The 19,616-nt window shown below is 69.8% G+C and carries 13 protein-coding genes; 7 read left to right on the forward strand and 6 right to left on the reverse strand.

Features of this window, described 5'->3' with window-relative positions; translation table 11 throughout:
• Position 1 precedes the first annotated feature (1 nt).
• Entirely contained in the window at positions 2-1,375 is a 1,374-nt protein-coding gene (locus K0O62_RS21540; protein WP_073858346.1) for an FAD-binding oxidoreductase, read from the forward strand.
• On the opposite strand, the gene K0O62_RS21545 is transcribed toward K0O62_RS21540, so the two are convergent.
• From K0O62_RS21545 to K0O62_RS21555, 3 genes are read right to left on the reverse strand one after another with little or no spacing between them, the layout of a single operon-like run.
• Complete coding sequence (locus tag K0O62_RS21545) at positions 1,372-2,799, reverse strand: aldehyde dehydrogenase family protein (protein ID WP_073858347.1); 1,428 nt, start codon at positions 2,797-2,799, stop codon at positions 1,372-1,374. The two genes, K0O62_RS21540 and K0O62_RS21545, sit on opposite strands and share 4 nt — an antisense overlap.
• Positions 2,800-2,848: 49 nt before the next feature.
• Complete coding sequence (locus tag K0O62_RS21550) at positions 2,849-4,588, reverse strand: ABC transporter ATP-binding protein (protein ID WP_073858348.1); 1,740 nt, start codon at positions 4,586-4,588, stop codon at positions 2,849-2,851.
• Positions 4,585-7,188: an ABC transporter ATP-binding protein/permease gene (locus K0O62_RS21555; RefSeq protein WP_073858349.1), complete on the reverse strand. Its 2,604-nt coding sequence runs from the start codon at positions 7,186-7,188 to the stop codon at positions 4,585-4,587. Before K0O62_RS21555 ends, K0O62_RS21550 begins: the two co-directional genes overlap by 4 nt.
• A gap of 184 nt (positions 7,189-7,372) precedes the next feature.
• On the opposite strand from K0O62_RS21555, the gene K0O62_RS21560 reads away from it, so the two are divergent.
• Genes K0O62_RS21560 through K0O62_RS21570 form a run of 3 tightly spaced genes read left to right on the forward strand, consistent with a single transcriptional unit; the run spans position 7,373 to position 10,440 of the window.
• Positions 7,373-8,587, forward strand: coding sequence for a hypothetical protein (locus tag K0O62_RS21560; protein WP_131817448.1), 1,215 nt, complete (start codon positions 7,373-7,375; stop codon positions 8,585-8,587).
• A 24-nt stretch (positions 8,588-8,611) separates the two neighbouring features.
• Positions 8,612-9,850 carry a cytochrome P450 gene (locus tag K0O62_RS21565; protein ID WP_073858351.1) on the forward strand — a complete coding sequence of 413 codons (1,239 nt, stop codon included), beginning with the start codon at positions 8,612-8,614 and terminating at the stop codon, positions 9,848-9,850.
• Complete coding sequence (locus K0O62_RS21570) at positions 9,850-10,440, forward strand: TetR/AcrR family transcriptional regulator (protein ID WP_073858352.1); 591 nt, start codon at positions 9,850-9,852, stop codon at positions 10,438-10,440. The genes K0O62_RS21565 and K0O62_RS21570 overlap by 1 nt, the downstream gene beginning before the upstream one ends.
• Here the strand turns inward: K0O62_RS21570 and K0O62_RS21575 are convergent.
• Genes K0O62_RS21575 through K0O62_RS21585 form a run of 3 tightly spaced genes read right to left on the reverse strand, consistent with a single transcriptional unit; the run spans position 10,425 to position 14,012 of the window.
• On the reverse strand, positions 10,425-11,126 hold the full coding sequence (locus K0O62_RS21575; RefSeq protein ID WP_073858353.1) for a siderophore-interacting protein: 702 nt from the start codon (positions 11,124-11,126) through the stop codon (positions 10,425-10,427). The genes K0O62_RS21570 and K0O62_RS21575 overlap by 16 nt on opposite strands.
• Before the next feature lie 55 nt (positions 11,127-11,181).
• Entirely contained in the window at positions 11,182-12,336 is a 1,155-nt protein-coding gene (locus K0O62_RS21580) for an acyltransferase family protein (protein WP_073858354.1), read from the reverse strand.
• Positions 12,333-14,012 carry a DEAD/DEAH box helicase gene (locus tag K0O62_RS21585; protein WP_073858355.1) on the reverse strand — a complete coding sequence of 560 codons (1,680 nt, stop codon included), beginning with the start codon at positions 14,010-14,012 and terminating at the stop codon, positions 12,333-12,335. The genes K0O62_RS21580 and K0O62_RS21585 overlap by 4 nt, the downstream gene beginning before the upstream one ends.
• A gap of 86 nt (positions 14,013-14,098) precedes the next feature.
• On the opposite strand from K0O62_RS21585, the gene K0O62_RS21590 reads away from it, so the two are divergent.
• The 3 genes from K0O62_RS21590 (at position 14,099) to K0O62_RS21600 (ending at position 19,595) form a co-directional block, all read left to right on the forward strand.
• Positions 14,099-14,653 (forward strand): LppP/LprE family lipoprotein, encoded by a 555-nt coding sequence (locus K0O62_RS21590; protein ID WP_073858356.1) that lies wholly within the window; start codon positions 14,099-14,101, stop codon positions 14,651-14,653.
• Positions 14,654-14,793: 140 nt separating this feature from the next.
• Entirely contained in the window at positions 14,794-18,228 is a 3,435-nt protein-coding gene (locus K0O62_RS21595; protein ID WP_073858357.1) for a TM0106 family RecB-like putative nuclease, read from the forward strand.
• Positions 18,225-19,595 carry an FAD-binding oxidoreductase gene (locus K0O62_RS21600; RefSeq protein WP_073858358.1) on the forward strand — a complete coding sequence of 457 codons (1,371 nt, stop codon included), beginning with the start codon at positions 18,225-18,227 and terminating at the stop codon, positions 19,593-19,595. Before K0O62_RS21595 ends, K0O62_RS21600 begins: the two co-directional genes overlap by 4 nt.
• Positions 19,596-19,616: the final 21 nt, after the last annotated feature.

A 19,616-nucleotide genomic window follows, 5' to 3' on the forward strand; every position in this document is an offset into this window, starting at 1 on the left:
ACTGGCGGCCGTGAGTTCCGCGCTGGATGACCTGTTGGCCGCACTACCCGAGGGCACGGTCGTCACCGATCCCGACATCGTGGCGTCCTATCGCCAGGACCGCGCCGCCGACCCGAACGCGGGTACCGCGCTGGCCGTGGTGCGTCCCCGGCGCACCGAAGAGGTGCAGACCGTGATGCGCTGGGCCACCGCCAACCGCGTCGCGGTGATCCCGCGCGGCGCGGGCACCGGGCTCTCCGGTGGTGCGACGGCCCTCGACGGCGCCGTCGTGCTCTCGACCGAACGGATGCGCGACCTCACCGTCGACCCGGCGACCCGCACCGCCGTCGCCCAACCGGGTCTGCTCAACGCCGAGGTCAAGAAGGCGGTCGCCGAGTACGGGCTGTGGTATCCGCCGGACCCGTCCTCGTTCGAGATCTGCAGCATCGGCGGCAATATCGCCACCAACGCCGGCGGGCTGTGCTGCGTCAAGTACGGCGTGACCACCGACTATGTGCTCGGCCTGCAGGTGGTGCTGGCCGACGGCACCGCCGTGCGCCTCGGCGGACCTCGACTCAAAGACGTTGCGGGACTGAGCTTGACGAAACTCTTCGTGGGCAGCGAGGGCACCCTCGGGGTGATCACCGAGGTGACGCTGCGGCTGTTGCCACCCCAGCACACCCCGTGCACGGTGGTGGCCACCTTCGCCTCGGTGCAGGCCGCCACTGAAGCTGTAGTTGCCGTGACCTCCCGGATCCGGCCGTCCATGCTGGAGTTCATGGACGCCGCGGCGATCAACGCCGTCGAGGACAAGCTCAAGATGGGCCTGGACCGCAACGCCGCCGCGATGATGGTCGCCGCGTCTGACGACCGTGGGCCGGCCGGCGCCGAGGATGCCGAGTTCATGGCCCGGGTGTTCACCGAGGCCGGTGCGACGGAGGTGTTCTCGACCTCCGACCCGGCCGAGGGTGAAGCGTTCGTGGTGGCGCGGCGCTACGCGATCCCGGCGGTGGAGGCCAAGGGGTCGCTGCTGCTGGAGGATGTCGGTGTGCCGCTACCGGCGTTGTCGGCACTGGTCGCGGGCATCGAGAAGATCGCCGCGAGCCACGATCTGCTGATCTCGGTGATCGCGCACGCCGGCGACGGCAACACCCACCCGCTGATCGTGTTCGATCCCGCCGACGCCGAGATGGCGCGGCGCGCCGAGGTGGCGTTCGGCGAGATCATGGACCTCGCGGTGTCACTCGGGGGCACCATCACCGGTGAGCACGGCGTCGGCCGACTCAAGAAGCCTTGGCTGGCAGGCTATCTGGGGCCCGAGGCGATGGAGTTGAACCGCCGGATCAAGACGGCGCTCGATCCGGACGGCATCCTCAACCCCGGGGCCGGCTTCTAGCTCGTGGGTGCGTAGCCGAGCGCGGCCTTGACCTCCAGGTACTCGTGGAACCCGAAATCGCCCCACTCCCGGCCGTTTCCACTGGTCTTGTAACCACCGAACGGCGCGTTGATGTCGAAGGCATGGTTGATGGCCACCGACCCGGCGCGGATCCGGCGGGCCACCGCGCGGGCCTTCTCGATGTCGGCGGACCAGACGTAGCCGGCCAGACCGTATTCGGTGTCGTTGGCGATCTCCACGGCCTCGTCGAGATCCTCGTAGCCCAGGATGCACAGCACCGGGCCGAAGATCTCCTCGCGGGCGATCACCATGTCGTTGGAGACGTTGGCGAACACCGTCGGCTTGACGTAGTACCCGGTGTCCAAACCGTCCGGGCGCCCGGTTCCGCCGACCACGAGATCGGCGCCGGCGTCGATACCCTGCTGGATCAGGCGCTGGATCTTGTCGTACTGCACCTTGGAGGCGACCGGCCCGATGGCCTTCGCGTCGGACAGGTCCCCCACCTTGACGGAGGCGCCGATCTCCTTGGCGATCGCGATCGCCTCGTCCATCCGGGAATTCGGCACCAGCATGCGTGACGGTGCGTTGCAGCTCTGACCGCTGTTGACCATCATCGTCGTGACGCCGGCCGCGACGCCCTTGGCGAACGCCTCGTCGTCGAGCACGATGTTGGGGCTCTTGCCGCCGAGTTCCTGGCTGACCCGTTTGACGGTGGGTGCCGCGTTGCGGGCCACCTCGATGCCGGCGCGGGTCGAGCCGGTGAACGACACCATGTCGACGCCCGGATGGCTGGAGATCGCCGAGCCGACGCCGGGACCGTCACCGAAGATCATGTTGTACACACCGGCGGGAACGCCTGCCGCATCGATGATCTCGGAGAAGATCTGGCCCGAGTACGGCGCCACCTCGGACGGTTTGAGCACCATGGTGCAACCCGCGGCCAGGGCCGGGTAGACCTTGGCCGCGATCTGGTTCAGCGGCCAGTTCCACGGGGTGATGAGCCCGCAGACACCGATCGGCTCCTTGATCACCCGGGTGGAACCACGGTCGGCCTCGAACTCGAAGTTCTTCAGCGCCTCGATGGCGGCCGCGAGATGGCCGATGCCGAGGTTGACCTGCGGCCCGCCGGCGAGTCCGGGCGGGGCACCCATCTCCTCACCGACCGCGTCGGCCAGGTCGCCCATCCGCTTCTGGTACTCGGCGAGGATCGCGCCCAGGACGGCGAGTCGGTCCTCCCGGGTGGTCGCCGACCAACTCGGGAAGGCCCGCTGCGCCGCCTGCACCGCGAGGTCGACGTCGGCGGCCGACCCGAGGGCGATCCGGCCGGACACCTGCTCGGTCCGGGGGTTGTCGACGTCCAGGGTGGCAGGAACCACCGGGTCGACCCATTTACCGTCGATGAAGAACTGGAGGTATTCGCGCATGGTGACAACCTTCCTCAATCAACCCGGTTTGCGGACGGAATCGCCGGGATCAGCCCGTGATCTGCCAGTCGGCCGCCGCGTGCTGCTGGCTCCAGAACTCCCGGAACCGGTGGTGCGGGCCGTCTTCGGCGAGCAGTTCGGGGATCGTGCCGTCCTCGACGATGCGGCCGCCGTCGACGAACAGCACCCGGTCGGCATGCCGGATGCTGGCCAGCCGGTGCGCGACGATGACCCGGGTGCGGGGGCGGAGGTCGGCGGTCAGCGCGTCGACCACGGCGGATTCGTTCTCGGTGTCCAGCGCGCTGGTGGCCTCGTCGACCAGCAGCACCGGCGCCGGTTTCACCAGCGCCCGGGCGATGCTGACGCGCTGACGTTCACCGCCGGACAGCGCCGAGCCGGCCTCCCCCACCGAGGTCTGCTCGCCGTCGGGCAGCCGGGCCGCCAGTTCGTCCACCCGCGCCAGCCGGGTGGCCCCGGCCAGGGTGTCCGGGGCCGCGGCCGGGTCCCCGACGAGGATGTTGTCGCGTAGCGACCCGTCGAACAGGTAGGGATGCTGGAACACCATGCTGACCGCGGCCCGGCGGGCGTCCGGGTCCAGCGTCGCCAGGTCGACGTCCCCGAACAGCACCCGGCCGTGGTCGGGTTCGTGCAGCCCGGCGATCAGGCCCAGGATGGTGCTCTTGCCCGATCCGGACGGTCCGACGATGGCGGTGGTGGTGCCCGGCTCCAGGGCGAAGCCGACCCCGTCGAGCACAGGGTCTTCGCCGTAACCGAAGGTGACGTCCTCGAAGGTGATGCGCGGTGCCGCAGCGGGATCCGGCAGCGCCGCGGCCCCGGCCGAGCGGGTGGGGGCATCGAGCACCTGCTGGATGCGGGCCAGCGTCGCGCGGGTGGACTCCAACGCACCGGACAGGTCGCTGAGCACCGAGAACGGCTCGAGGTAGCGGGCGATGACGACGATCAGCGCAATGGCTTCGGGCACCGCGAGTTCCCCGCGCACGGTCAGCAACGTGGTGGCGCCCGCGGAGACGATCAGGGCGAGCTGGCTGGCCAGGCTGAACAGCAGCTGCCCGGGGATCTGCATGGTCAGCAGGCGCAGGCTGGCCCCGTGCTGGGCCGCCAGCGCACCACCCACCAGGCTGCGGGCCGGTTCGACGCGCCGCGCCGCCCGCAGCGCCTGCTGGGTGCGCGCGAACTCGATGAGACGTTCGGTGAAGGCGCTGTTGGCCTCCCCTGCGCGGTGGTCCGCGGTGCGGGTCAGCCGCCCGGACAGCCACAGCGCGCCGAGCAGCACCACCACACCGGCGAAGGCCGCCAGCCCGAGCGGCACCGACACCACCAGCAGCGCCGCCGCGATGGCCGCGGGCAGCAGCACCGCACCGATCAGCGGGGTCAGCAGATTCACCACCAGGCCCACGATTTCGGGCCCGGTCGCGGCGATCGCCTGCCGCGTGGTCGCGGTGTTCTCGTGGGTCAGCCAGTCCAACCGGATGTTCGGCAGCCGGTCGGCCATATCGTGCTGGGTGCTGTCGAGCACCGCGAACCCGATGTCGAAACCCAGCCGCGCGGTGCTGGTGTCGACCACCCAGCCGGCGACGGTCAGCACGGTCAGCCAGCCGAGCCAGGGCCACGCGTCGGCCGGGGTGCCGCTGAACAACGCGGCCACCAGCGGCACCAGCAGCACGACGCCGACGGCGCGCAGCAGCACCGATGCGACGGTGAGCACGGTGTAGAGCCACACCCGGCCGCGCCGGTCGTCGGGGATGAGGGCCAGCAGTGTGCGGATCATCGGAGCGCCTCCTGACCGGCCGGCGCCGTACCGGACTGCCACAGCGCGCGGTAGCGCCCGTCGGCGGCCAGCAGTTGGTCGTGGGTGCCGAGCTCGGCGATCTCGCCGTCGTCGAGCACCACGATCTGGTCGGCGTGGGTGATGGTGTGCAGCCGGTGCGCGATGACGAGCACGGTGCGGTCCCGGGTCAGGCGGTTCAACGCCTGCTGGACAAGGTATTCCGACTCCGGGTCGGCGAAAGCGGTGGCTTCGTCGAGGATCAGGACCGGGGTGTCGGCGAGGATGGCCCGGGCGATGGTCAGGCGTTGCCGCTCGCCGCCGGACAGTCCGGAGCCCGCGCCGAGCACCGTCTCGTAGCCGTCGGGCAGCCGTTGGATGCGTTCGTGGATCTGCGCGTCGGTGGCCGCGGCGGTGATGGCGTCGGCGTCGGCGTCCGGGCGGGCCAGCGCGATGTTCTCGGCGGCGGTGCCGTGCACCAGCTGAGTCTCCTGCAGCACGAAGCCGATTCGACGGTACAGCTCGTCGGCGGTCAGCGCGCGGATGTCGGCACCGCCGACGGTGATCGCGCCCTGCTGCACATCGTGGAACCGGGCCAGCAGCGCGGCCAGCGTGGACTTGCCCGACCCGGACGGCCCGACCAGCGCGGTCACCGTGCCCGGCCGCAGGGTCAGGTCGATGTTCTTGATGACCGGGACCTCGGGGCGGTAGCCGAAGGTGACGCCGGAGAACACCACGGTGCCGTCCTCGGTGGCGGGCCGGGTCTGGTCGCGCACCGTGAGTTCGGGTTCGTCGAGCGCGCTCTGCACCCGCCGGGCGGCCAGCATGCCGCCCTGGATGCCGGCCAGGCCGTAGCCGATGCCCAGCAGCCGGGCGCCGAAGGTGGTGCCCAGCAACAGGAACGGCAGCAGATCGACCGGGTCCATCCGCCCGCTGACGATCAGCGGGGTGCCGACGACCATGATCAGCCAGAGGAAGGTGGTCGGCCGGGTCACCAGGTCCATCAGGGTCTTCTTGCCGACGAACGGGCGCTGCCAGTCGACCAGGAAGCCGATGTACTCGTCGAGCCGGTTGCGGAAACTCGAGGAGGCGGCCCCGCCGAAGATCCGCACCACCGGCTGGCCTTCGAGGTAGGCGCCGGCCTCGCCGTTCATCCGCTCGGCCCAGCGCGGCGCGGCGACGATCTTGGAGCCGGACTGGATCGACATCACCGACATCAGCACCAGGTAGGCCAGCACCGGGCCGAACAGGGCCAGCGCGATGCGCCAGTCGACGATGAACAGGTAGACCAGCACCGCGACGGGCGCGATGACCGCGGCCACCGCGTCCGGGATGGCGTGCGTGATCAGGTAATGCAGGGACAGGGTGTCGTCGGCGACGAGCTGTTTTATCGATCCCGACCCGCGGGCGGTGAACCAGCCCAGCGGCAGTCGGGACATCTTGGTCAGCAGTTGGCCGCGGAGTTCGCGGGCGAAATGCGCGTCGACCCGGTGCAGCCAGAATGCCAGCGCGGCGGTCAGGAAGGTGCCGGTGCCCAGCAGGGCGACGGCGGCGATCCCGAGGTCCCACAACCGGTCCGCGTCGGCACCGATGAGCAGCAGCCGGGCCAACTCGACCAGCAGCACGAACGGGGCGAGTTCGATCAGGGTGATCAGCGCCTGCAACACCCCGGAGATGATCAGTTTCTTCTTCAGCGGCGCCAGCAACCGGCCGGCGGCCTGCGCGCGCCAGGTCCCCGACGGTGCAGCGGAGGCAGCGGTTTTCGCGGGCGCCGGCGCAGCCGTGTCCTTCGGTTTGGGCGTGGTGTTCGGCTTGGGCGCCTGCGCCTTCTTCTCGCCGGCCTTCTCGTCGCCGCGCTTGCTGCCCATGGCACGGCCCTCGGTCCAGTAGGCCTGGGCGTGGATCTCCTGTTTGGGGAAGCCGAACTCGTCGCGCAGCCGGGTGCGCAGGTGCTTGAGGGCACCGGCCTCCGGTCCGGCCCACGCGTACCAGTTGGACCAGTCACGGGTTTCGATGGCGGCGGCCAGCGACGCCTCGTCCTCGCGCGGCACCCGGTGCACCCTGAGCCGGGGATGTTCGGCGAGCGGCAGCAGCACATCGTCCTCGTGGTGCTGCTCGAGATAGACCTCGATCGGGATGTCGTGCGGGACAGCCCCGATGATGCTGTTGATGGCGGGCTGCGAAGCGCCGTCACCGATCAGCAGGTAGCCGGCCGGCCGGTCCTCGGGGGCCTCGGGCACCGAGAATCCGCGCGACCCCATCACCATGACGGCGATGGTCGCCCCCGGTTGCACGGTCGCCGCCCAGACCGACGCCGGCCCGGCCGGTTCGTGCAACAGGACGTCGACGGCGAAGTGCCCGGTTCGTGGATCGGCGTCCACCAGGGTGTAGGCCCGCTGGAATTCGGTGTCGCTGCCCTCGGGGTCGGGGAACCAGAACCGCAGCCATGAGGTCGGGTCGGTGTTCGAGTCCTCGAACACCGTGGGTGAGACCATGCGGATACGCAGGCAGTGCGGAGCCAGCCGCTCGGTGCCCAACACCGTGACCTGGTGATCCCGCGCCCCGAAACCGCGCATCATCACGCCCTGGAGTCCGCGTGCCATCGGCGTTCCCCCTTTTCTGTCCAGCAGATGCTTCGACGTTCTGAGCAAGGTTAGCCTTACTTGCCTTTCGGGCGGGTGGTCAGGTGAGCGACGGACAGACACGGAGCCGTTCGCACAGCTAAGCTCCCTGTGCCGTAGATCACTCGGACGGGCGGGGTCCACTCCGTCAAAGGGGATGGACGTGATGGCTGCGAAGAGACGCGACACGAGGTATGCCAGGTCTCTGGCGGTTCGGATCTGGATCTGCGCGGTCCTGGTCGGTGGCACCGCCCTGGCCGGGGCGGGCGTGGCATCCGCCAAGGGTCCCGCGGACAGTGGGACGACGAGTGCAAGCTCGCAGGAGTCGTCATCCTCGTCGGCCCCATCGGGGACCGGATCGGCCACCGCGCGGGACGCTGCGGACAGCGCACCGAACTCACTGCGCAAACCCAAGACCCGTCCGTCCGGGCCGTTGTCGGTGCGTGAATCCCGCTCCCGCGCCGATCTGCGTGCCGCGGCCACCGAGATCCGCCGACCGGGGCTGCGGACGGCGTCGGCTCGAGCCGATGCGGACCCGGCACCGGAAACCGGTGCCGCAGTGCAGCGGGCCGAAGCCGCGGTCACCGCCGAGGCGGCACCCCCGACCCCGTCCCCGGCCGATGCGGCCCCGACGCCGTACGGCGAGATCGGGAAGTGGATGTTGAAGGCGGGCGGCCAGATCGCGAACTGGGGCGGCAAACGCGTCGGCGGCAAGACGCTGCTGGAGGCCGTCAATGTCATCATCGTGGACCCGCATTCGACGACGCCCGGGCAGGCCGCGCGCAATGTCAACAATGCGATGCTGCGGTCCGGTTTCCCGGCGCAGTATCTGCACAGTTTCGGCTTCCGGGGCCGCATCGACGGTGCGACCTACGGGCAGAAGCCGACCGGGCCGCTGCTGGCCTACTCCAACAATTTCTTCCTGTTCCCCAACGATCACGGCCGGCTGTTCGGTCCCGCCCCGATGCAGACCGAGGCCGGGTACGTGTGGACCGGCGCGTTCAGCACCGAGAAGGTGGGTTTCTCCGGGCTGCTGCCCGGCCACGTCTACGTCTCGTCCAACCAGGCCCGGGACGCGTTGGTACAACAGCTGATCTCCAGCGGTCAGGCCACCTACGGCGGGCTGGTGCCGCTGGAGAACGCCTACAACACCGCGTCCACCACGACCGGTGATCATGACGGGTTCGCCGTGGTGCTGGTGCTGACCGGCAATGCCCCATTGGTCCGCCGCGAGGCGGTGCTCGGGGAGTTGCCGCGCTCGGCCGCCGAGACCGGTGATCAGCGGTGTCTCGCGGGTGCCGGTGCCGCGGTGCAGCGGCCGCACGAGCCGGGGCCGTTGACGCTGTGCGGCGCCGGCCGGCCGGCCTCTATTGACAGTTAGCCAAGAGTGTCGTACTCATGAGACATGACGACGCAGATGTCTCATGACTCGGAGCCGGTGTTCCGGCTGGGTAGCGCAGAAACCTGGCCCGACCCGTTCGGCATGTACCGCGCGCTGCGCGACCACGACCCGGTGCACCACGTCGTCACCGGCGACTCCGCCCATGACTACTACGTGATGAGTAGGCACGCCGACATCTGGGCCGCGGCCCGCGACCATCAGACGTTCTCCTCGGCCCAGGGTCTGACCGTCAACTACGGCGAACTGGAGATGATCGGGCTGGCCGACAATCCGCCGATGGTCATGCAGGATCCCCCGGTGCACACCGAGTTCCGCAAGCTGGTGTCGCGGGGATTCACGCCCCGGCAGGTGGAATCGGTCGAGCCGAAGGTCCGCGAGTTCGTGGTGGAACGGATCGAGGCGATCCGCGCCAACGGCGGCGGGGACATCGTGGCCGAATTGTTCAAACCGCTGCCGTCCATGGTGGTGGCGCACTACCTCGGCGTACCCGAGCAGGACCGCGATCGGTTCGACGGATGGACCGACGCGATCGTGGCCGCCAATACCGCCGAGGGTGGGATCGGCGGGGCGCTGGAGACGCTCGGCGATGCGCTCGGCGGGATGATGTCCTACTTCACCGCGCTCATCGAACGCCGCCGCGTCGAACCGGCCGACGACACGGTGTCGCATCTGGTGGCGGCCGGGGTGGGCGCCGACGGCGATATCGCGGGCGTGCTGTCCATCCTCGCGTTCACCTTCACCATGGTGACCGGCGGCAACGACACCAGCACCGGAATGCTGGGCGGCACGGTGCAATTGCTGCACCGCAGCCCCGATCAGCGCCGCAAGCTGGTCGACGATCCAGGGCTGATCCCGGACGCGGTCGACGAGTTCCTCCGGCTCACCTCGCCGGTGCAGGGATTGGCCCGCACCGCCACCCGCGATGTCACGGTGGCCGGCACCGTGATTCCGGAGGGCCGCCGGGTGCTGCTGCTGTACGGCTCCGGCAATCGCGACGAGCGCCAGTACGGGCCCGACGCCGCCGACCTCGACGTCACCCGCCGGCCGCGCAACATCCTGACCTTCAGCCACGGTGCGCATCACTGCCTGGGCGCCGCCGCGGCCCGCATGCAGTCCCGGGTGGCGCTGGAGGAATTGCTCACCCGGATACCGGATTTCGAGATCGACGAGGACCACATCGTATGGGCCGGCGGCAGCTATGTACGACGGCCGTTGTCGGTGCCGTTCACCGTGAGGACCTAGTGGGCGCCGACTGGCTGGCCGAGCGGCGCACCGAGGCCGCCGCCGAACGCATCCTGGACGCGGCCGCCGAGCTGTTCACCCGGCGCGACGCCGCTTCCGTCGGGATGAACGACATCGCTTCCGCCGCAGGGTGTTCCCGGGCGACGCTGTACCGGTACTTCGAAAACCGCGATGTGCTGTTCAGCGCGTACGTGCACCGGGAGACCCACCGGGTGTTCGCCGAGATCGGCAGTCAACTGGCCGGCGTCACCGACCCGGGCCGCCGCGTCGTCGAGGGCGCGCTGGCCGCCCTGCACAAGGTCCGTGAAAACCCGGCCCTGGCATCGTGGTTCGCCAGCACCACCCGGCCGATAGGCGCCGAGTTGGCCGAACGCTCGGAGGTCATCGCGACGCTGGTGCAGGCGTTCCTGGCGTCGCTGGGCGACGGGACCGAACTGGAGTTACGGGCGCGCTGGCTGGTGCGGGTGCTGATCTCGTTGCTGCAGTTCCCCGGTCGCGATGACGGCGAGGAACGCCTCATGCTGGAGAGGTTCGTGGCGCCGCACGTCGCCCCGTCCGTGCGTACAGACCAATCTCAGGCCGCCCAGTAGGCGCGCGCCTTCACCGCACGCCGCGGGATCTTGTAGTCCTCGCGCAGTACCCGGGCCACCTCGCGGGTGGTGCGGTTGTCGCACGCCACCCAACCGAAGTGATCGGTGGCCTCGAATGCCGCTGCGGCCACCGCATCGACGAGCGCACCACCGTTGTCCGCCCGGTCCACCCAGGTGACATCGTCGCGGACGGTGGGCAATTCGCGGTCGTCGTCGTGCGCGGACTCCAGGAACACCCGCGCCGGTGCATCACCGATCGCGTCCAGCAGCGAGTTGATCGCCGGCAGCGAGGCGGCGTCACCGACGATGACGTATCCGGCCGGAGCCGGCGCCGGGATGGCGAAATCGCTGCCCAGCACCGTGACTTCGAGGACGTCACCGGGCCGGGCGGCCCGCGCCCAGCGGGTCGCGACGCCGTCGTGCATGGCGAAGTCGATGTCCACCGTGCCCGCGTCGGGGTCCGGGTTGACCAGGGTGTAGCCGCGCTGATGTGAGCGCGCGCCATCGGGGAACCAGCCGCGGATCCACATCGTCGGGTGGATCGGCTGCTCGGCGAGCAGCCGGGCCCCGGCGAAGTGCACGCGCAGATAGTTCGGGGTGATCTCGGTTCGGCCGGTCACCGTGAGTTCGTAGTCGCCGCCCCGCCAGAGTTTGACGAGCATGCCTTCCAGACCGCGTGTAGCCATCAGCCACCTCCATTACCCAGGTAAGGCTACCCTAATAATGCGAGTCTGACTGTGGTCACTCCCCCCGGACCCGGGTGAACCGGTGCAGCACCCAGGCGAGCGGAATCGTCACCACCATGGTGGCGATGAACAGGCCCATCATCGAGCCGGTGTAGACCGGCTTGCGCAGCACCTCCACCATCACCAGCTCCATGACGATCAGGTGGATCAGGAAGATCTCGTAGGAGATCTCACCGAGGAACACCATCGGCCGGCTGGCCAGCAGCCGCGAGTACCAGGACCGGTCCCCCGCCCGGGTCGGCCCGGGCAGCGCCAGCGGCGCCACGATCAGGGTCGCGATGGCCGCATAGAAGATCGTCTTGACGATGGCCTCACTGAGCAGCGCCGGCGAGGTGGTGGGCTCCCCCGCGATCGGGGTCGACGCGATGAAATAACTGACCACCGCCAGCGGGATGCACACCAGGGCGTAGGCCCGGGCGCCGGTGGTCTCCAGCACCGCCAGCAGCATCCCGCCGACGAACCAGGCCAGATAGGTCGGCAGCCACAGCCGGGCACCGTCGGGCAGGAAGTCGGTGGTGTGCACCAGCGCCAGCCAGGCCGGGCTCACCGCGAACAGCACGGCCAATCCCAGGTACAGCAGACCCGGACGCCAACGACGCCGGCACAGCAACACCAGCAGCAGCCAGGCCAGTGCCGGCAGCGCCACGTAGAACGCCGCCTCGACCGCCAGGCTCCACATCTGGGTGAGGCCCTGATGCAGGAAGGAGTAGACGTAGTTGTCGGCGTAGATCTGGGTCAGAGACAGGTTGCGCAGCAACCCCTCCCAGGTGTGGCCGGGGTTCGGCCCGGCCTCCCGGAAGTGGTAGATCGCGTAGGCGACCAGCACGGTCACCACATAGGCGGGCATGATCCGGCGCACCCGGTGCCAGGCGTACCGACGCACCGACGGGGCCGACCGCCCCGCCGCGGAAGCCTTCACCCAGGGCCGGAACAACAGGAAACCGGACAGCACGAAGAAGATCGGCACCCCGATCTCCGCGCGCGAGAGGGTCAGCCCGTAGTAGCCCTGCGGGTACTTACCCGTGGTGTACGCGGCGTGGGTGAGCACCACCAACAGCGCCGCGACGGCACGGACACCGGTGAGCGCGGCGACCCGACCGGTGGTGGAAACGGACTCCAGGCCTCCCTGGACGTCACGTTGCAGCGTCACGAGTCCTTGCGGCGGGGCTTCTGTCCGCCGCGATCCGGCTGCAGGTTGATCAGGATGCCCTGGATACGGGTCTTTTCGAGGGCCTTGTAGACCTTGGGGGGCAGATTCGCGGGCAACTCCACCAACGAGTGATCGACCCGGATGTCGATGTGCCCGAAGTCGCTGCGGTTGAGGCCGCCCTCGTTGGCGATGGCGCCGACGATCGCGCCGGGGGCCACCTTGTGCCGCTTGCCCACGGCGATGCGGTAGGTCGCCAGATCGCTGCGGGTGCTGTGCTTCTTGTTCGGGGGCCGGTCCTCGCGGGTCCGCTCGGTGCGCTCCTTGCGCTTCTCCGGCGGCGGCTCGGTCATCAGGAAGGCCTCACCGTTGCGCGACTGCACGGCCAGCGCCGCCGCGATATCGGCCAGCGGCACGTCGTTGTCGCGTTCGTAGTCCTCGATGAGCCGGCGGAACAGTTCCACACCCGGCGCATTGAGCGCCTCACTGATCGAATCCCGGAACTTCTCCACCCGCTGGGCGTTCACATCGTCGACCGAAGGCAGCTGCGACTCGACGAGCTTCTGCCGGGTGACCCGTTCGATCGAGCTGAGCAGGTGGCGTTCTCGCGGCGTGACGAACAGGAACGCGGTGCCCGAGCGACCCGCGCGGCCGGTGCGACCGATGCGGTGCACATAGGACTCCGGATCGTGCGGGATGTCGAAGTTCACCACGTGTGAGATCCGCTCGACGTCCAGGCCGCGGGCGGCGACGTCGGTGGCGACGAGGATGTCGATCGACCCGTCCTTGAGCTGGGCGATGGTGCGCTCACGCTGGGCCTGGGCGATGTCGCCGTTGATCGCCGCGGCCGCGAATCCGCGGGCGCGCAGCTTCTCGGCGACCTCCTCGGTGGCCTGCTTGGTCCGGACGAACACGATCATCGCGTCGCCCTGCTCGACCTCCAGCAGCCGGGTCAGCGCATCCATCTTCCGCGGGTAGGACACCTGGAAATAACGCTGGGTGATGTTCTCGGCCGTCTGGGTCTTCGACTTGACCATGACCTCGACGGGATCGTGCAGGTACTTGGCGGTGATCTTCTTGATGGCCGGCGGCATGGTCGCCGAGAACAGCGCCACCTGCTTGTATTCGGGGGTGTCGGCGAGGATGCGCTCCACATCCTCGGCGAAGCCCATCTGCAGCATCTCGTCGGCCTCGTCGAGCACCAGGTAGTCCAGGTGCGAGAGGTCCAGGCTGCCCTTCTCCAGGTGATCGATCACCCGGCCGGGGGTCCCGACGACCACCTGTGCGCCGCGGCGCAGGCCGGACAGCTGCGGGCCGTAGGACGAGCCGCCGTAGATCGGCAGCACGTTGACATTGAGGTGCGACCCGTAGCGGCCGAACGCCTCGGCGACCTGCAGCGCGAGCTCGCGGGTGGGCGCCAGCACCAGGGCCTGGGTGGTCTTGCTGGTGGTGTCGATCTTGGACAGGATCGGGATGGCGAAAGCCGCGGTCTTGCCGGTTCCGGTCTGGGCGAGGCCCACCACATCGGAGCCGTTCAGGATGGCCGGGATGGTCTTCGCCTGGATCGCCGACGGTGACTCATAGCCGACCTCGGTGACGGCTTGTAGCACCGCCGGGTGAATTTGCAGGTCAGCGAAGGTCAGCTCGGCAGCGGGGGTGGATTCATCAGGCAACGTCATTTCATAAGCAGTCTAGAGTGTGTGCGGCGCCACGCCAGAACCGATCGCCGTGCCGGGTACGGTTCGATCTCGTGAGGTGCCCTGCGTTGCGATTTCGAGTTCTGGCGTCCGCTCCCCTTCTGGCACTGGCATTGGTCTCCTGCGGGTCCAGCGACTCGACCGTCTCCAAGACCCCCGACGCGCGCACCACCGAGCCTGCACCGGTCAGTCAGAGCGTCGCGCCCCCCGCGCCGACGGCCCTGCCTGCCGAGACGCCGGCACCCGATCCGTGCGCGGTGAACCTTGCCGCGCCCGAGATCGCCCGGGCGGTGTCCGAGCTGCCGCGGGATCCGCGCAGCAACCAGCCGTGGAACCCGGAGCCGTTGGCGGGCAACTACAACGAGTGCGCGCCGCTGTCGGTCGTGATCGTCAAGGCCAACAGCAACGCCTCCAACGCCAACACCCGTGCGGTGATGTTCCACCTCGGCAAGTTCATCCCCACCGGGATTCCCGACACCTACGGATTCAACGACATCGACGAGACCGTCAGCACCGGCGACACCGTCGCGCTGAAGTTCACCAACGGGGTGCCCGGCCTCGACAGCGTCGTGCGCTTCCGGTGGAACGGCGCCGGCGTCGAACTGATCGGCAACACCGGCTGACACCCCACCCCTGCGCTGGCGAAACTCGCGTACCCGTCGTGCGCCGGCGCGGAAAAGCAACCGGTACGCGAGTTTCGCCACGATCAGGTGGGCCGCGATAGATGGGCCGCGGTGTCGGTCCTCTCCCCTAGCCTGGGTGCGTGTTTGTCGCCGAGGGACGGGTCATCTACAGCGCTTCCGATCTCGCGGCCGCGGCGCGTTGCGAATACGCGCTGCTGCGCTCCTTCGACGCGCACCTGGGCTGGGGCCCGAAGGTCAGCACCGACGACGATCTGCTGGCCCGCACCGCCGACCTCGGCCAGGACCATGAGCAGCGCCACCTCGACGAGATCCGGGCCCGCACCGACGTCACGGTGATCGGCCGGCCCGCCTACACCGTGGCCGGGCTGACCACCGCCGCCGACCAGACCATGGAGGCGGTGCGCCGCGGTGACCCCGCGATCTACCAGGCCGCCATGTTCGACGGCCGGTTCGCCGGGTTCGCCGACTTCCTCACCCTGGAACCCGGCCCGGACGGGCAGCGCTACCGGCTGCGCGACACCAAACTGTCCCGATCGGTGAAGGTGGAGGCGCTGCTGCAGCTGGCCGCCTACGCCGACACCCTGACCACCGCGGGGGTCCCGGTCGCCGACGAGGTCGACCTGGTGCTCGGCGACGGCGCGGTCTCCAGTTACCGCGTCGACGAGTTGCTGCCGGTGTACCTGCCGCGCCGCGCCGCGCTGCAACGCCTGTTCGACGAGCACCTGGCCGGCGGCGCCCCGGTGTCCTGGGCCGACGAGCGGGTGCGGGCCTGCTTCCGCTGCCCGGAATGCAGCGTCCAGGTCAAGGAGACCGACGATCTGCTGCTGGTCGCCGGCATGCGGACCAGCCAGCGCGCCCGGCTGCTCGACGCCGGCATCACCACCGTGCACGAGCTGGCCGCCCACACCGGGCCCGTCCCCGAGCTGCCCAGGCGCACCGTCGCCGCCCTGACCGGTCAGGCCCGGCTGCAGATCGCCGACCGGGTGGACGGCCGGCCGCCGTTCGAGGTCGTCGACCCGCAGCCGCTGATGGTGTTGCCAGACGCCGACAAGGGTGATCTGTTCTTCGATTTCGAGGGCGACCCGCTGTGGACGGTCAACGGCCACGAGTGGGGCCTGGAATACCTGTGGGGCGTACTGACCGTCAACGACGAGTTCACCCCGTACTGGGCGCACGACCGGGCCAGTGAACGCCAGGCCCTCATCGACTTCCTGGACATGGTGCGCAAGCGGCGCAGGCGCTACCCGCGGATGCACATCTACCACTACGCCGCGTATGAGAAGAGCACGCTGCTGCGGCTGGCCGGCCGCTACGGCGTCGGCGAGGACGCGGTGGACGACCTGCTGCGCAACGGGGTGCTCGTCGATCTGTACCCGTTGGTGCGCAAGAGCATTCGGGTGGGTACCGAGAGCTACAGCATCAAGTACCTGGAACCGCTCTACATGGGCAACGAGTTGCGCAACGGTGAGGTCACCACCGCCACCGACTCGATCACCCAGTACGCCCGCTACTGCGCGTTGCGGGAGCAGGGCCGTATCGACGATGCGGAGGTGGTGCTCAAGGAGATCGAGGACTACAACCGCTACGACTGCCGGTCGACCCGCCGGCTGCGGGACTGGATGGTCGCCCGCGCCATCGAATCCGAGGTGCCGCCGCGTGGCCCTCAGCCGGTGCGCCTTGCCGAACCCGGCGGCGCCGCAGAGGTATCCGACGCTCTGCACCGCAAGCTGATGAAGTTCGCCGGTGACGGGGTCGAGGAACGCACGGTCGAGCAGAGCGCGGTCGCGATGATCGCCGCGGCACGCGGATTCCACAAACGCGAAGATAAACCGTTCTGGTGGAGCCACTTCGACCGGGTGAACAACCCGGTCGACGAATGGTCGGACAACTCCGGTGTTTTCGTCGCCGATGCCGCCGAGGTGGTCAACGACTGGCATCAGCCGCCGCGCGCCCGCAAGCCGCAACGGCACGTGCGGCTGACCGGCGAGTTGGCCAATGGTGAACTCGCCCATGACATGTACGCGCTCTACGACCCGCCCGCACCGGCCGGCCTGTCCGACGACCCGGACCGCCGCGCGTTCGGCTCGGTGGCGGTGCTGGAATGCGATGACCCCGAGGTGCCCACCGCGGTGCTCATCTGTGAGCGCCAACCCAAGGACGGCGAGGTGTTCGAGCAGTTGCCGTTCGCGCTGGCCCCCGGCCCGCCGATCAACACCCGGCCGCTACAGGTTTCCATCGAGGCCACCGCGGCCGTGATCGCCGCCGCCCTGCCCGCCCTGCCCGCCGACGCGGTGACCGATGTGCTGCTGCGCCGGGCACCGCGCACGCGCAGCGGCGCCCCGCTGCCCCGCCCGCAGTCCCCGGCCGACAACGCCGAGGCCATCACCGCCGCACTGCTGGACCTGGATGGCTCGTATCTCGCCGTGCACGGGCCGCCCGGCACCGGCAAGACGTTCACCTCGGCGAAGGTGATCGCCGGACTGGTCGACGAGCACGGCTGGCGGGTCGGCGTGGTGGCGCAGTCGCACGCCGTGGTGGAGAACCTGCTCGACGGGGTGGTCGCCGCCGGGGCCGACGCGGCGCGGGTCGGCAAGAAGAAGGCCCGCGACGGCGTGGCGTGGAGCCAGGTCGCCGAGAAGGACTACCCGGCCTTCATCGCCGAAGACGGCGGCTGCGTGATCGGCGGCACCGCATGGGATTTCGCGAACGACGGCCGGGTGCCCCGGCAGAGCCTCGACCTGCTGGTGGTCGAGGAGGCCGGGCAGTTCAACCTGGCCAACACCATCGCGGTGGCATCCGCGGCGCGCAACCTGCTGCTGCTCGGCGACCCGCAGCAACTGCCCCAGGTCAGTCAGGGCACCCACCCGGAGCCGGTCAACGAGTCCGCGCTGGGCTGGCTGGTCGAAGGCCACCACACGCTGCCGCCCGAACGCGGGTATTTCCTGGAGGTGTCCTTCCGGATGCATCCCGCCGTGTGCCGGCCGGTGTCCCGACTGTCCTACGACGGCCGGCTGCAACCCTATGAGAAGGTCAGTGCCGCACGGCGTCTGGACGGGGTCGCGCCCGGCGTGCGGGTGCTGGCCGTCGAGCACAGCGGTAATTCGACGGAGAGCCCCGAGGAAGCCGATGCGATCATCGCCGAGATCGGCGCGCTGCTGGACACCCCGTGGACCGACGAGGACGGCACCGTCGCGCTGGCGCAGCGCCATATTCTTGTGGTGACGCCCTACAACGCACAGGTGGTTCTGCTGCGCCGCCGCCTCGACGCGGCCGGACTGCCCGATGTGCAGGTCGGCACCGTCGACAAGTTCCAGGGCCGGCAGGCCCCGGTGGTGTTCGTGTCCATGACCGCGTCCTCGATCGACGACGTCCCGCGCGGGATCGGCTTCCTGCTGAACCGCAATCGCCTCAACGTCGCGATCAGCCGCGCCAAGTACGCGGCGGTGCTGGTGCGCTCCGCGCAGCTCACCGACTACCTGCCCGGCCAGCCGGACGGGCTGATCGACCTCGGCGCGTTCCTCGCGCTCACCGCATGTGATACACCACCGGGGTGACCGAACCGCCGTCCGCTGCGCTGATCGGGGCGCTCGCCGCGATCGTCGGCGCAAGCCAGGTGAGCACCGATCCCGATGTGCTGGCCGGCCGCGCGGTCGATTACACCGGGCGCTACCGCGGCACCGCCGGCGCGCTGGTGCGCCCCGGCTCGGCCGATGAGGTGGCCGCGGTGCTGCGCGCCTGCCGCGACGCCGGGGCGTATGTGACGGTGCAGGGCGGGCGCACCTCCCTGGTGGCGGGCACCGTGCCCGAACGCCAGGATGTGCTGTTGTCCACCGAGCGCCTCACCGCCATCGAGGCGGTCGACACCGTCGAGCGCCGGGTGCGGGTGGGCGCCGGGGCGACCCTGGCCGCCGTGCAGCGCGCCGCGGGCGAGGCCGGGCTGCTGTTCGGGGTCGACCTGGCCGCCCGGGATTCCGCGACGGTGGGCGGCATGGCCTCCACGAACGCCGGCGGTCTGCGCACGGTGCGCTACGGCAACATGGGCGAACAGGTCATCGGGCTGGACGTGGCGCTGCCGGACGGGACAGTGCTGCGGCGGCACAGCGAGGTCCGCCGCGACAACACCGGTTACGACCTGACCTCGTTGTTCGTCGGCGCCGAGGGCACCCTCGGCGTCCTCACCGCACTCGATCTGCGGCTGCATCCGGTGCCCGCGCACCGGGTGACCGCGGTGGCCGGTTTCGCCGACCTGGACGCGCTGATCAGCGTGGGACGCCGGTTTCGCGACGCCGACGGGATCGCCGCGCTGGAACTCATCGACGCCCGCGCCGCGGTGCTGACCGCCGAACACCTGGGCATCGCGGCCCCGGTGACCGGGGCCTGGATGCTGCTGATCGAACTCGCCGGCGACACCGACCACACCGAGAGCCTCGCCGCGGCGCTCGAGGACGCCGATCTGGCCGCCGAACCGGCGGTCGGCATGGACGCCGTCGCCTCCCAGCGACTGTGGCAGGTCCGCGAATCCGTCGGCGAGGTGCTGGGCGCCTACGGGCCGCCGCTCAAATTCGATGTGTCGCTGCCGCTGGCCGCGATCCCCGGGTTCGCCGGCGCTGCGGTGGATCTCGTCGCCGGGCACGCCCCGGAGGCGATTCCGGTGCTGTTCGGTCACATCGGTGAGGGCAATCTGCATCTGAACCTGGTGCGGTGCGCGCTGGACGGGGACGCCGAGCATGCGCTGTACTCGGCGATGATGGCGCTGATCGCCGAGCACGGCGGCAACGTCAGCTCCGAGCACGGGGTGGGCACCCGCAAAAGGGACTACCTGTCGATGGCCCGCACCGAGGCCGACATCGCGGCGATGCGCGCGGTCAAGGCCGCGCTCGATCCGAGCGGATATCTCAACCCGGCTGTGCTGTTCGGCTGAGAGCCGGCGGCCTAGCCTCGC

The organism is Mycolicibacterium diernhoferi (assembly GCF_019456655.1).
Taxonomy (GTDB): domain Bacteria; phylum Actinomycetota; class Actinomycetes; order Mycobacteriales; family Mycobacteriaceae; genus Mycobacterium; species Mycobacterium diernhoferi.